This window comes from Croceimicrobium hydrocarbonivorans (assembly GCF_014524565.1).
GTDB classification, from domain to species: domain Bacteria; phylum Bacteroidota; class Bacteroidia; order Flavobacteriales; family Schleiferiaceae; genus Croceimicrobium; species Croceimicrobium hydrocarbonivorans.
Genome location: NZ_CP060139.1, coordinates 3,318,500 through 3,331,152, shown reverse-complemented (window position 1 = coordinate 3,331,152; position 12,653 = coordinate 3,318,500). Strand labels below are relative to the sequence as shown.

14 protein-coding genes are annotated in these 12,653 nt (G+C 37.5%); 6 read left to right on the top strand and 8 right to left on the bottom strand.

The window, feature by feature from the left end:
* The first annotated feature begins 26 nt into the window (after positions 1-26).
* Together H4K34_RS14915 and H4K34_RS14910 are read left to right on the top strand one after the other, a co-directional pair.
* Positions 27-752, top strand: a complete 726-nt coding sequence (locus H4K34_RS14915) for a DUF6088 family protein (RefSeq protein WP_210758188.1) — start codon at positions 27-29, stop codon at positions 750-752.
* The gene (locus H4K34_RS14910) at positions 749-1,738 is read left to right on the top strand and encodes a nucleotidyl transferase AbiEii/AbiGii toxin family protein (protein ID WP_210758187.1); all 990 of its coding nucleotides are present in this window, start codon (positions 749-751) and stop codon (positions 1,736-1,738) included. Before H4K34_RS14915 ends, H4K34_RS14910 begins: the two co-directional genes overlap by 4 nt.
* A 174-nt stretch (positions 1,739-1,912) precedes the next feature.
* On the opposite strand, the gene H4K34_RS14905 is transcribed toward H4K34_RS14910, so the two are convergent.
* The 5 genes from H4K34_RS14905 to H4K34_RS14885 all read right to left on the bottom strand — a co-directional run bounded on the left by H4K34_RS14905 (position 1,913) and on the right by H4K34_RS14885 (position 7,727).
* On the bottom strand, positions 1,913-2,065 hold the full coding sequence (locus H4K34_RS14905) for a hypothetical protein (RefSeq protein WP_210758186.1): 153 nt from the start codon (positions 2,063-2,065) through the stop codon (positions 1,913-1,915).
* A 273-nt stretch (positions 2,066-2,338) separates the two neighbouring features.
* Positions 2,339-3,469: a hypothetical protein gene (locus tag H4K34_RS14900; protein ID WP_210758185.1), complete on the bottom strand. Its 1,131-nt coding sequence runs from the start codon at positions 3,467-3,469 to the stop codon at positions 2,339-2,341.
* 4 nt (positions 3,470-3,473) lie between these two features.
* On the bottom strand, positions 3,474-5,639 hold the full coding sequence (locus H4K34_RS14895; protein WP_210758184.1) for a sensor histidine kinase: 2,166 nt from the start codon (positions 5,637-5,639) through the stop codon (positions 3,474-3,476).
* 8 nt (positions 5,640-5,647) lie between these two features.
* Positions 5,648-7,300, bottom strand: a complete 1,653-nt coding sequence (locus H4K34_RS14890; RefSeq protein ID WP_210758183.1) for a DNA cytosine methyltransferase — start codon at positions 7,298-7,300, stop codon at positions 5,648-5,650.
* Positions 7,301-7,517: 217 nt separating this feature from the next.
* Positions 7,518-7,727 (bottom strand): helix-turn-helix transcriptional regulator, encoded by a 210-nt coding sequence (locus H4K34_RS14885; protein WP_210758182.1) that lies wholly within the window; start codon positions 7,725-7,727, stop codon positions 7,518-7,520.
* A gap of 150 nt (positions 7,728-7,877) precedes the next feature.
* On the opposite strand from H4K34_RS14885, the gene H4K34_RS14880 reads away from it, so the two are divergent.
* From H4K34_RS14880 to H4K34_RS14865, 4 genes are all read left to right on the top strand, one after another.
* Positions 7,878-8,072 (top strand): hypothetical protein, encoded by a 195-nt coding sequence (locus tag H4K34_RS14880; RefSeq protein ID WP_210758181.1) that lies wholly within the window; start codon positions 7,878-7,880, stop codon positions 8,070-8,072.
* A 2-nt stretch (positions 8,073-8,074) separates the two neighbouring features.
* Positions 8,075-8,254: a T9SS type A sorting domain-containing protein gene (locus H4K34_RS18205; RefSeq protein ID WP_210760595.1), complete on the top strand. Its 180-nt coding sequence runs from the start codon at positions 8,075-8,077 to the stop codon at positions 8,252-8,254.
* Complete coding sequence (locus H4K34_RS14870; RefSeq protein WP_210758180.1) at positions 8,251-9,729, top strand: T9SS type A sorting domain-containing protein; 1,479 nt, start codon at positions 8,251-8,253, stop codon at positions 9,727-9,729. Before H4K34_RS18205 ends, H4K34_RS14870 begins: the two co-directional genes overlap by 4 nt.
* A 522-nt stretch (positions 9,730-10,251) precedes the next feature.
* Entirely contained in the window at positions 10,252-10,521 is a 270-nt protein-coding gene (locus tag H4K34_RS14865) for a restriction endonuclease (protein ID WP_210758179.1), read from the top strand.
* Between the two features lie 95 nt (positions 10,522-10,616).
* Here H4K34_RS14865 and H4K34_RS14860 read toward each other — a convergent pair whose 3' ends face one another.
* The 3 genes from H4K34_RS14860 to H4K34_RS14850 are packed head-to-tail and all read right to left on the bottom strand — an operon-like array spanning position 10,617 to position 12,481.
* A complete protein-coding gene (locus H4K34_RS14860) occupies positions 10,617-11,324 on the bottom strand; it encodes a hypothetical protein (RefSeq protein WP_210758178.1) in 708 nt (235 codons plus the stop codon).
* A 26-nt stretch (positions 11,325-11,350) separates the two neighbouring features.
* Positions 11,351-11,932 carry a tetratricopeptide repeat protein gene (locus H4K34_RS14855; RefSeq protein WP_210758177.1) on the bottom strand — a complete coding sequence of 194 codons (582 nt, stop codon included), beginning with the start codon at positions 11,930-11,932 and terminating at the stop codon, positions 11,351-11,353.
* Between the two features lie 36 nt (positions 11,933-11,968).
* The gene (locus H4K34_RS14850) at positions 11,969-12,481 is read right to left on the bottom strand and encodes a hypothetical protein (RefSeq protein ID WP_210758176.1); all 513 of its coding nucleotides are present in this window, start codon (positions 12,479-12,481) and stop codon (positions 11,969-11,971) included.
* Between the last annotated feature and the right edge of the window lie 172 nt (positions 12,482-12,653).

Sequence of the window (12,653 nt, the reverse complement as noted above, 5' to 3'; positions counted from 1 at the left end):
ATGTAATTTCGGGAAAAATTCAAATCATGAAGGTAACTGAATACGTGAAATATAAAATAAACAACCTCCCTAAAGGCTACGTATTCACCTATGAGGATTTTTTAGCTGAGGCCAATAAGCAAGAAGCAGTGATAAAAGCTTTAAATCGATTGGTTGATTCTGGGAAAATAAGCAAACTTTCAAAAGGCAAATTTTATAAACCTGAGCAAAGCCCTTTTGGTGAACTTTTACCAGATGAATACCAGATAGTTAAAGATTTCTTAGAGAAGGACGGTAAGCTTATTGGCTATATCACTGGCCCTACCATTTATAACCGGCTGGGACTAACAACTCAGATAAGTACGCTTATTCAAATTGGCTGCGGCAACGTGAGACCGGCTACCACACGTGGCAAATACACTATTTCTTTCGTTCGACAAAAAAACAACATTAGCAAGGATAACATTCCTTTACTCCAAATACTAGATGCCATAAAGAACATTAAAAAAATACCTGACACTGCGATTGACACTTCTTGCAGGAGGCTAATGGCAATTATCAGTGAATTAAGCTCCGAGAACATTAACACCATACTAAGATTAGCTCAAAAATACCCTCCTTCAACACGAGCCCTTTTAGGGGCAATTATAGATCAGGTAAAGCCCGAAGTTGGAACAACAGCTTTATCAGATAGCCTAAACCCTATTAGCTCCTACAAAATTGGAATTAGCAATAATGTGTTGGCTAACTCTTCAAAATGGAACATTGTATGAGACTACATGAAAACAGAAAACTATTTGAACAGTCCATACGCTTTACCGCACAGTATAGAGGTATAAAAGATATCTACATTGAAAAAGACTACTGGGTAACACTTGCACTTAAAGCTATATTTAATAGCGACGCTTCGAAATACGCAGTATTCAAAGGGGGCACGGCGCTTTCAAAATGCTATGGAATCATCGATAGGTTTTCAGAAGATATTGACATAGTGGTATTGAATGAGGATGGGGATTCTGGAAACAAACTAAAAAACAAGCTAAAATCAATATCCTTGGCAATTGAACCAGTTCTTCCTGAAATTTCTCTTGAAGGAGTTACCAATAAGCTAGGAATGATCCGGAAAACCGCCCACTCCTACTCCAAACAATTTAAAGGCAACTATGGCCAAATTCGTGATGTGTTAATCTTGGAATCATCCTGGCTGGGCTGCCATGAACCTTATACAAGCAAAGAGCTAAGCTCATACATATATAACATGATGATGAGTATGGGTCAACAAGATTTAGCTAAGGAATACGATCTTTTGCCATTTCAAGTAAGAGTACTTTCTGTTACCCGAACCTTTTGTGAAAAGTTGATGAGCTTGGTGCGCTTCTCCCACTCTAAACAAGCTATTGAAGACTTAAAATTAAAGATTCGACACATTTATGACCTGCATCAACTCCTAAACTTGGACGAAGTGGCTGAGTTTTTTGACTCTTCAGCTTTTGAGGAAATGCTGCATAAGGTAGGCTACGACGATGTTCATGGATACAAAAATGGAAATGAATGGCTAGCATTGCATCCTATAGAAGCAATACTATTCCAAGACCTTGAAAACACATGGAAACATCTTAAGGGAGTTTATTTCAGCTCTTTTTCTGAAATGGTTTATGGAACATTGGCAAGCGAAGAAGACATACTACAAACACTCTACAGGATTAAAGAACGCCTCAAAACCATTGATTGGACCATTAAGCCTACGAACAAATCCTAATGAAATTTACTATGAAGGCTTCACAGGCTCTCAATACTCCACTCATTCTCCCGAATCATCTTCTGAAGATCCAAAAAATGCCCAATTTCTTTAAGGAGGGCAAATAGTTTGTGCACGCGAAGTATCATTAAGACATGCCCTACACCTGTCATTATCTCCTCTTTTACCACTTCCTTAGTCTGTGTGTCCTTTAAACTCTATTTTGAACAATTTGTCCTCTTTGAATTTAAAGTCAAGCCATTCCAGACCTTCCACGTCTTGCAGTCGAATAAAGTCTGGGATATTCTCGCTTAATTTCAGCTGATCTCTAAGTTCCGACTTTGTCATCCCAATACGAATACCTGGTCCGACTGGAAAACGATCAGACTTAATAGCCGCAGCGGTCAGCCAACTTTTAAAAGCGGATTTATAAATATTAAAATACAATGAAATTCCACATAACTACTAAAGCCTTACACCATTCTTGAAAAGAAGTGAAATTCAAACATTTAGCATTTTAAATTGAATACCTAAATCATCATTTATAAAATCTTTCTTATATTTTTAATAAATTTAAACAACTTAAAACACCCCAGTTAAGCAGCACTATTTACGAATATTTCAATTCAAAATATTCCTTAATATCACCTCCTGATCCAAATCAGGTGCACCTTGTCTTGAATAGTAATATGAAAATCTTGCGATAATATCCTTAACAAACGCTCCATTAATCTGAGCTATTCTATCAAACCCACCTCGAAGTTCTTTCACCTTTATTGACTTTAATTTCTGAAAATTAATAAGCCCAGTTTCCATTAAATTACTTCCGGGCACTAAATGATATTTTGGCCATCGGTTCCTGATTACTTCTTGAAGCCTATCTTTCGCAGCGTCAACTTTTTTCGCATCTTCATAGCTCTTTGGCTCCTTCTTAGCTAAGGAAATAAAATCCCTTAACGTTCCTTCTTCAGATTTCAATTCAATTTTAGCCAACAAAATACTTCTTGCTTTTTCTTGTGCCATATCGCACGCAGGTGTAAGTATAACAAAGTATTCTTCAGTAGATTTATCTCGCACAATTTCCCCAGTATAAGGAGTTTTCTTGATAACAGGAGTTAGGAGGAATTCGGTAGCCTCATAATATAGAAAGCCCCCAGAATTTTCATCCAAATCTAAATACTCCTGAAGGTGAGCCAGTGTATATCTTAAAAGTATCTGTTCTTTATAATTGGAGTCTTTACCACTATTTAAAAGAAAGTCAAAGGAATTAGACAAATGCTTCCAAAATATCTCATCTAGACGTTTTTCTACCTGACCTCGCTTACCCAATATTTTAGTAACTCCTGTTTCATATATGGATAAAATTTCCCGATATATTTCGATAAAATCCTTTTCACCTCTTGTTATTACTTTTAGAAATAGATTGTCAGATGGCAGATTTTTATCAATATCTCCTGGTGTACCAGTAACTACGAATACCGGAAATCTTAAACTATCATAAATAGTCATAATTAGATTGTTTCCTTCTCTTTTACCTGCTGCAATCCCCGATAAGTTTAAATCTATAATTGCACCGCAAAAATCATTTTGAAACTTAGCCAAATTTTCCCGACCATCTTCTTCAGTTCTGCACATTATGGCCTCAATAGAATAAGTCCCATTGTACTCTTGATTGAAGGTTTTAATAGCATCCTTATAGGTTTGCAGTTCTGAATCATCATCTTCTGCAATAAGTATCTTCAGAATCTCCATGTATTTATTTTTTCAATTCTAACGTAAAATATGCCCCTGAATCTGAATAATGAGCCAATATGCTTCCTCCTAACCTTTCCATTGCTTCTCCTGCAATTGGCAAACCTAAACCTGTACCATGCAATTTTTTTGAAAACCCAGGCTCAAAGATTGCTCCACTCTCTATACTATCTTCATCAATTCCCGAACCATTGTCACGATAATGAATAATTATATCTTCTCCATTCTCAACAACAATAGATATAGCTTTATCATCACTTTTTGATTCATTTAGCCAGTATACACTATTCTCAACCAGATTAGTGACTGCAATAATAATATCTTCTTCCCATCCTTTAATTTCAATAGAATCATCGCATTCTAACCTAAAGTCAATTTGAGATTCGATCAAAGTTGCATCAAAGATTGAAACTGCCTTATTTATGGCATTTTTAAGACTAAAAAATCTCCGCTCTCCTTTATTTTGTTTAGCTAATGGATCAAGCCTTTTAAAGAGCTGAGACAAATGTTCACTCTGATCTCTAAAAGTTTGGAGTCTTTCTGTAATATCATCAAAAAGATTATCATTCCAATCTTTTTTAGCCTTGTAGTGTTCTAGCCATCTAACAAGATTTGGTGACTGTTGCTTAAAATAACTTACAGGTTTCCGCCCTTCATGCAAGAGCACTGTTACAATTTTCCCTAAAGTAGCCTGACCTTGATAAATGGCAATTGTGCTTTGAATATTCTCTAAAAGCTTGGTCTTAATTTCAGCCTCTTTCTGGATAATTGCTGCAACTTCATTAATGGTTTTATCCTCTGCATTTGTGAAGCTGAGTTTCTTCTTTATCTGTTCTGTAAGACTTGTGTAATCAAAGAGCTCATTAAGTTCCTGCCTTACACTTTTCACATGCCTCCCTTTACCTGTGTTTCGTCGATAAATATATCTGCGTTCCTCCAATCTTGCTAAAACAGATTTCAGCAATCGTACTAATCCGAAATAATAAGTATTTTCTTTGAATCCATCTCGAGCGCTTTTTTCTATTAAATGAGATAACTCTTCTGGCTTAACATTGATAAACCCGACAACTTGATTATTCCCAACTCTCACAGATGGGTTTTGGATTCGATCTTTATCCAAATCCAACCAGTCAATTCCTCCATTTCCGTATGGTCTTACTCTAAAGCCTTCTCGATAAAGGTTAACGCCATATACTTCATTAAGTAGCCTTTTGGCCTCCGTTTTCCCAATGGCATTTTTCGAAATCGGGTCAATAAGACCCTTATTTATTAGATTTTCAACAGCCTCTTTATCACGATCAAATACCCTAAAGTCGAATTCCACAGGGCCAGGATAGTTCAATTCTATAGGTAGCGAGATATCAAACTCTAAAGTTTCTGATGGAAGATTCTGCTCAGACTGGTTCTCATAAGTGCATATAACCTTCCCATTCTTACCTATTGATCCGCTAATCCTGTAGTCAAACAATTTAATTATTGGAAATGCCTCAATCTCAAACACCTGATCGTTATATTCATCAAACGGGCAATTAAAAAATGCCAAATTAATATTGAACTTATCCTTTGTGTGAGACTCAAAAGGAGATTTTAACTTTCTTAATTCTTTAGTTAATGAAGCCAATTCAGGTTTACGCCACTGATCAAGTTTGTGACCAGTAGCTGTAATATGAAGGACAGTTCCAGGAGATTTGTTAACATTTTTACGTTCAACAACGACCTCAACATCTTCTAGAAATTCAATCTCTTCAAATAATTGCCAATCTATATAAACCTGTGTTTGAGTATTATTTTGATCAACCGTCTCTAACAGTAATTCCTGACCTAAAATTGCAGCCGCATATCTTCCAATTCCTTTCCGTCCTTGAAACAACCGCCCATTCGGACTGGTTCGCCTATCTAATTTATCCTTTGTTGCAGGAACCAACCATTTATTTAAAACAACCTCAGTCGTCATTCCATGCCCATCATCCTTTATTTCGATTTTGAGGACTGGATTCCCATCCATTTCCGTATAATCAAAAACAATCTCCACATAACTAGCATCCGCATCATATGCGTTTTTCACAAGCTCCACTATCGCGGCATATGAATCTCCGACTAGGTCCTCACCTATTGTCGATATTATCCTTGCTGCAGGTCTTATTCTTGTTATTTCCTTATAATCTTCCATTAATTAAATTATATCAATTCCTGTTGCAGTTTCTTAGTCTTTGAAGCCTCAATTTGGTCTATATTATTAAACAACTCTTTCACAACTTCTGCAATCTGAAATGCTAACAAGGGAGGTACCGCATTTCCAACTTGATGAAATTGACTAGTCCGGCTTCCACAAAAAAGATAATTGTCTGGAAACGTCTGCACTCGAGCAGCTTCCCGAACTGTAAAACTTCTACATTGCGATGTATCATAGTGGATGAAGTAATGTCCGTCTTTTGAAATATGACTAGTAATGGTCGTTGCTGGTTCCTCAGGTAACTGAACTCGGAATCGGTCAGTAAATTTGCCTGATTCAGCATTCTCATGGTCTGGCAATAACTCCTTGCCATGAGCAGCATAGTCGGCCATTCGTGGGAATTTTCCATATTTTAAAGTATACAAGCCCGCAAAGAGGTAGCGTTTCAAGTCTTGTACCAAATGGCTTCGTGACTGATGGTTTGCAGCTCCCTTCAATCGTTTATCGACATACCAATCAAAAAGAGGATTGGTTGCTTTTGGAGTTATACAAGGCACGAATTCATCACCAGTACCACCATCTAAAAGCCAAATATTTTTAAAGTCTATATCATGAGCAAATCCATTCATCGATATTATTTCAGCATGGAATTTTTGAATAACCTGCTTCCAGCTTTCATTAGAATCGATCTCGTTCTGGTAATATCGTTTAGTTTTAATGCTTCCATCTTCATTTTTCAATTGTTCAGCCCTCACAAAAGAACGATTGATACTACTTCTCAAAGAAGGAAGGTCTCCAATAACATCTTTTAAACTAACTGGCTCTGTTCTATTCAATACATTTGGTTGCACATCAATATCAGCTCGGACTCCAAAAAGTATAACACGATGCCGTTTTTGTGGAACTCCGAAATTCTCAGCTTGAATTAGATAGTCATAATCATTTTTATAAACTGGATGACCATTTTCATCATATGCTTCGGGTTTTGTGGTTAGAGAATAAATTTTATACTCCGGAGCATTGAACTTTCTAAACACCCTGCCCGGCTTACGTAAATCACTCAGAATTTTGGGAAAGATTTTTTCTCCGCCCAAATTCGACGATAATAAACCTTTAACATTTTCCATCACAAAAGCAGTTGGATGATGCGTAGCAATTATTCGGAGATACTCCTTGTAAAGGTGAACACGGTGATCATCAGGGTTTAGGCCTGTTTCTCCTTCTTGTCTTCTTGAGCGCCCTACTAAAGAATAAGCTTGACAAGGAGGCCCTCCAATTAAAATCCAATCCTTTGCTCCATTTAAAGCATTAGTTATTCTTTCATTCACCTTTTCAGGAGGGAATTCATCGCTACCAAGGGTACATTGCCAAGCTTCAGTTTTCGCTTGCAAATATTGTTCTGGAAAATCCTTGTATAGTTGCTGTTTTAATTGCTCACGCATATTTAAATCAGCTTCTCGCATTACTTGGTAATAGGCTTCGGGTAATTTATTCCGCTCAAACTGTCTTACAAAACTTCTCAACTCTAAGGTCCGGTGTTCATTCGCCTCCTTTTCTATAGACAAGCGAATATCGAAAGCCCTTCCACCATCTAGCGATGAAAAGCCTTCTGCAAGTCCTCCGGGACCAGCAAAAATGTCAATTACTGGGATTGCCATTATCCTTGGTTACCTCTTATATTCAATTTTATACTTATTAACATTCCTCAGGAATCATTCCAAATTCGCACCTATTTTGTTAGCAATAACCGGGTTCCTTAACTAGAGAAAGTACACTTTCATCATTAATTATTGTCCTATTAATTATCGCTTTTACCCTCAAGTTTGACTCCTTAGAACAACGGTATTATTAGTGCGTATAGATAATTGCTGGGGTTTAATCTTTCTTAAGGGGTTCTATTAAATCACATACATCTACATTAAGCAGATTTGCGATTTTCCTTAAATCCTTAAGATGTGGCTGTGACTTATTTATACACCAATTTGAAATTGTGTGCTCATTTTTATCAAGCTTTAGCGCTAACTCTTTCTGACTGACCCCCAGCCTAACCAGAACTTCTTTTAGTCGATTTATTTTTTCGCTCATGAAGCAAATATTGACGTATAAAAAATTCATTCATGCGGTTTTTTTCTCAACACACGAAATACATGTGACAAAAAATCACATTTATGTAATTTTGATTTACATTGCAGGCATTCTGCTATCTAATTTATCAAATCTTTAAACCTATCAACCATGAAGCGATACACCAAAGCCGATTTAGAACAAATTGTATTCACCCAATTGGAAAATCTAAACGCCATGAACGACCTGCTGCGCATCATGAAAACCCAAAACGAACTCCTGGAAAAGGCTAACAAAAAACTAAGTCGCGAGATATCGGACTTCAAAGTGCGCTGCTACACAAGTGGAAAGATGATTAAACCTTAAAAATTGGTACTCGCTTTAATGAAGGAAAACACCCTAATATCAGCGTATTTGATTTAAATGGAAGAATTGTATATTCAAAGCAAGCAAAGGCTAATCAAGTCGAAATCAACATTGAGTCTTTATCACTAGGCACTTACATCGTGAAGGCTGATGAACAAGCATTTAAGCTAATTAAATCATGAGATTAGTCTCATTACTAATGATTTTCATACTCACCAGCTTTGGGCTTTCTGGCCAGGGCTGGCTTACTTTTCTTCCCGATATCCCTAATACCCCAAGCCTCATTGATCGAATAGGCTTTACTGGCTTTAAGGTCAATCAGGATTCCAATTATGCTATGGTGACTTATGAGTATGGTGCCGCCAGTACGAGGAGGGACTATGTAGTGATTCACGGGAAGGATGGACAGCTTCTGGATTACTACTCAACACCCACGATCGAAAATAAAGACCTTGCTATTGATGCCCAATTCCTTTTCACTTCAGACCACCTTGCGATTCACACCTTTTATACCAAATGGGAGCAGAAAGAGATTGTAGAATGCGTAAATCTAAAAACGAAAAATGTGCTGTGGTCCAAAAAGGACTTGACCTTGGTAGACTGCGTAAGTGACTTCCAAAGCACCTACTCCGACATTTTTTGTAAATCCTCCACTAATGGAGACTATGTTTTTCTAGATAAAAATACGGGTGCCGTTCTAAATACCTTTAGCGCTGATTCGATGAGTAACTTGATTGCTTCTTTTGGTCAACGAGATTCGGTATTTGAAATTTCCAGAATCGCTGGAAATGATTCTATTCAATTCTTTAGGGGCTTTGTACCAAAACCAAATGGTGACATTAATTTGGTCCATGCTAAATATGAAAAATCATGTGCTTGCATAACAGATGACTTTGAATTTCCCCGGTTCCAGTCTATAGGCTTTCAAAGTGGCTTTGAGCAACCTTTATATACCTCATATAAGCTAGATCACCAAGTAGGAGACTCAACCGTGAATGCTTCCATTCGCATGTTCAATTTCGATTCGGACACTATTATAAGCGAGGACATTATTATTCCGGCAACTAAAGGTGTGGATAGCACTTGGACCAAACCTAGAGTAAGACTAGTACGTGGCTTTGATGGCTCCTTTATGATTGATTCGGATATCCTTAGGGACGGCCTGCAAAATGGTCGACCTGAATTACAAGGCGGTAAAAGATTCCAATTTCATAATGCTGCGGGCGATTTGATTTATGTTACCGAGGCATTTCTTTTAAGAGCTTTCGATTCAAGAAGCGTTCTTGCCCAAAATAGAGGCCAATCTAGCTTTGTTCTCAGACCAGATTCCACCGCCACTGTGGCTTTCCGAACTTCCAGAACAGGCTTTGCTGTTATTGGTTATGTTAACTTTAGTAAAGATGAAATAAGCCCTTCGAAAATTGAAACTCTAGAAATATTTCCGAATCCTTTTGAAAACCAAGTGTCTATTAAACTTGAAAATCCCTCAAATCTTGAAGGCATTGCTATTTACAATATAAATGGACAGTTAATCAAAGAGTTCAAGAATCCTAGTCCTTCTTTTCTACCAGTGGAAGACTTAGCTGCTGGAATCTACTGCTTCGTTATCAATCTAACCGACACCGCACCGATCTCAAAAGTCATGCTGAAAAAATAATAAAAACAATTTCAGCTTTTCTTCCAATTCGAAACATTCTAGCAGTGTATCATTTTGCTCAAGGTAGTCCCAGAACGACTCTACCTCCACCTCCGCAATTCAAAGCAACAGGCAAAGACATCGAAAACCAAGCTCCCTACCCCTTCCTTGCTACTACAAACTATAAAGGAACACCCAAAATGCAATTTGCGGATACTTGCATCCACCTATCCGTATGATTGACTGCAAACATCCGCATGATTGAATCAAAACATCAGCATGCTTGGGTCCAAACATCAGCATGTTTGAGCCCGAACATCAGCATGTTCAAGAAAAAACCCCCTGTACTTTTTAAAAAAGCACGGGAGGTTTTGGCTTATAAGTCTTAGTAGTTTGGATAAAATTGGGGCTCTTAAAATGAAATGCCTGAATGGCGGATCCCGCATACAGATTCGCTGCTTCTAGCTTTGTGTGCTATAAGCGACTGGAAAATTTTGGCTATTCAAGCTTCTTAGTGCTGGCCTGAGAATAATTGAAGGGGCCATGAACCTTAATCAGTCCAATGTTCGGGAAACGGATATCCGCAATTTTATTGGCGCCATGAGTGGCGATACTCGCAAAGGTATTTTCATCACTACTTCTTCTTTTGATGCCAAGGCCATTCAAAAGGCGAAGGAAGCGCATCATTCAATTATTCTGATCGATGGAGCTCGATTGGTAAACCTAATGTATGAATACAATGTGGGCGTGCAAATCAAAGAGACTTACGAGGTTAAAGAAATTGACAATGACTTTTTTGAGGAGGGCGGATAATTCAAACCATTAATTTTCAAGGAAAACGGTCTGAAACTTTAGGGAGGAATAAATTAGCTTCTCCCTAGATTCACGGCTATATTTCTACCTAAATGCTAATTACTAGCTTCTATAATAATTTCCGGTAATTCTATTTTCTTAGGCAGGTTTTCAAAGAAGTCTTCGCTTAATTGTATTTCCTCACCCGAATAATTGGTCACATGATATATCTTTCGAGAATAGGCAAGCGAAGCACCAAATGGATCCTTTTCATCAATCAAAACGGAATAGCTATTTGACTGCCTAAAATTGAACTCCAGTCCCTCCATTGGGTTTTCAATCAATTCGGCAAATTCCAATTCTGTAGTACTTAGCGACATCGAAAAAGGATCTTTAGACTCCTTATCCTTCTTCCATTCGTTTTCAATGTGCTGCTCAACAATTAATATCTGAGTCGAATCATATTCAATTAGTCTAACCCACAGGCCCTCCACATTCTCTAATGGCTCAGTTACATGTAGAATTACTGAATCCGTTTTATATACCTTACCGTTGAACTCAAATAAAAAAGGACCTACCTGAAAATCACCCGTATCATTTACTTGAATATCTCGAGCGTAATTTGAAAAGGCAGAATTGCCCTTTAACTCCAATTCAGGCGCTAAGGTTTCCTTTATATATTCCTCAATAAAATTAAGCTTAAGGGTTATTGTTATACTTTGTCCAAGCCGGGGCTCTGTATAATTTGTCTTTAGGCGTATGCTTTGAGCATTTGCACTCAATAAACCAGCAAAAACTAAAATCGGTAGGTAAAGCTTATTCATGAAACAAAATTGTTGGTTATTTGGGGTTATTTGATTTTCAAGACTTCATCCGCATTAAAATTCTGCATACTCTCAATTATTTGTTTTATTGAAGCTTGGTCCTCTTGATTTACACTTAGGGTATTTAAAAATACCAAAGCTTCCTCCTTCCTCCTCAAATAGCATAAAGTATAAGCCTTATTCATGATTGCATCAAGGTCCCTGATATCTTCCTCCAACCTTTTGTTATAATATACCACCGCTTCCTCCATAAAAGGATCTCCATTTTCCCCAAGCATTTGTGCGGATAAGCCCGCGAACAACAGAAAATATGGGCGATGAGCATGCTTGCTATCTACCTTAGTAAGGGCCATTTGAGCCGTTTTAAAGCACTGATCAAAATTCCCCATCTTAATTTCCGCATCAGCCTTCCAAAGGTAGGCGGTTATGTTTTCAGGGTTTAATAGAACCGCTTCGGCAAAGTATTCTTGAGCCTTTCGATAATCAGGTTCTTCGCCTAATGCCATTATATCAAGGCCTTTTTTAATAGCCTCATCACTTTCTTTGCTTTCAGATTGACAGCCCATACTAATGAGTATCAGAAAAAGTACTATGCTTATTTTATTCATGGTGATATCCATCTTGGGTGCCTACTTGCGGCCTGGTTATGGTGCTTTTTTTATTTTCCTAATTGACCACTGCAGTTCATCCTGTTCGGTATAATACTTAGCAATTTCCCCATATTGAGTAAAAGTCGAAATATTAAAACCTTCTTCAATATCATTGTACCAAATCACATTACTGTCTTTAATGGCCACAACCCAAAATCCATTTCCTTCAGCACCATATTGCAATTCCTTCCATTTAGCCGGTTTAATACTTATCGCTTTCCAAAACTCCCTATCCTCCACTGAAAGTTTAGAAACACCTGCCTCGATTAAGTCCTGAAGTTCAGAGAGGGAAATAGGTTCCCATTTAATAGACTTTAAGCCATTCACATAATCAGAACTCCGTCCATTCCAATAACATTTGGAGCATCGTCCATTTAAAAACTCATGATCACAATTTTTATAGCCGTATAAGTAATGAGAGCAATCAGGACAGAGTTTCATCATCTCTGAAGCGTTTGCGAAATACTCGCTTTCACATTCATCGCAAATTTTTATTTCTCGATTCATTTTTGATTACATCCGTGTTCAAGTTTTTACCTAACGAGAAGGACCTACTTTATACATCTTACCAGGCTATTGTCCTTAACCCATTATTACCAAAACCTACTATCTTATAAAAACTAACCGGAACAGCAGCGGAAAACCACACCTGGTAAAACTATCCAAATGACAACCAAAT

Excerpts from the sequence above, each read along its gene's own strand:
- H4K34_RS14915 (WP_210758188.1), top strand. The coding sequence starts at position 27 with ATGAAGGTAACTGAATACGTGAAATATAAAATAAACAACCTCCCTAAA.
- H4K34_RS14910 (WP_210758187.1), top strand. The coding sequence starts at position 749 with ATGAGACTACATGAAAACAGAAAACTATTTGAACAGTCCATACGCTTT.
- H4K34_RS14905 (WP_210758186.1), bottom strand. The coding sequence starts at position 2,065 with ATGACAAAGTCGGAACTTAGAGATCAGCTGAAATTAAGCGAGAATATC.
- H4K34_RS14900 (WP_210758185.1), bottom strand. The coding sequence starts at position 3,469 with ATGGAGATTCTGAAGATACTTATTGCAGAAGATGATGATTCAGAACTG.
- H4K34_RS14895 (WP_210758184.1), bottom strand. The coding sequence starts at position 5,639 with ATGGAAGATTATAAGGAAATAACAAGAATAAGACCTGCAGCAAGGATA.
- H4K34_RS14890 (WP_210758183.1), bottom strand. The coding sequence starts at position 7,300 with ATGGCAATCCCAGTAATTGACATTTTTGCTGGTCCCGGAGGACTTGCA.
- H4K34_RS14885 (WP_210758182.1), bottom strand. The coding sequence starts at position 7,727 with ATGAGCGAAAAAATAAATCGACTAAAAGAAGTTCTGGTTAGGCTGGGG.
- H4K34_RS14880 (WP_210758181.1), top strand. The coding sequence starts at position 7,878 with ATGAAGCGATACACCAAAGCCGATTTAGAACAAATTGTATTCACCCAA.
- H4K34_RS14870 (WP_210758180.1), top strand. The coding sequence starts at position 8,251 with ATGAGATTAGTCTCATTACTAATGATTTTCATACTCACCAGCTTTGGG.
- H4K34_RS14865 (WP_210758179.1), top strand. The coding sequence starts at position 10,252 with ATGAACCTTAATCAGTCCAATGTTCGGGAAACGGATATCCGCAATTTT.
- H4K34_RS14860 (WP_210758178.1), bottom strand. The coding sequence starts at position 11,324 with ATGAATAAGCTTTACCTACCGATTTTAGTTTTTGCTGGTTTATTGAGT.
- H4K34_RS14855 (WP_210758177.1), bottom strand. The coding sequence starts at position 11,932 with ATGAATAAAATAAGCATAGTACTTTTTCTGATACTCATTAGTATGGGC.
- H4K34_RS14850 (WP_210758176.1), bottom strand. The coding sequence starts at position 12,481 with ATGAATCGAGAAATAAAAATTTGCGATGAATGTGAAAGCGAGTATTTC.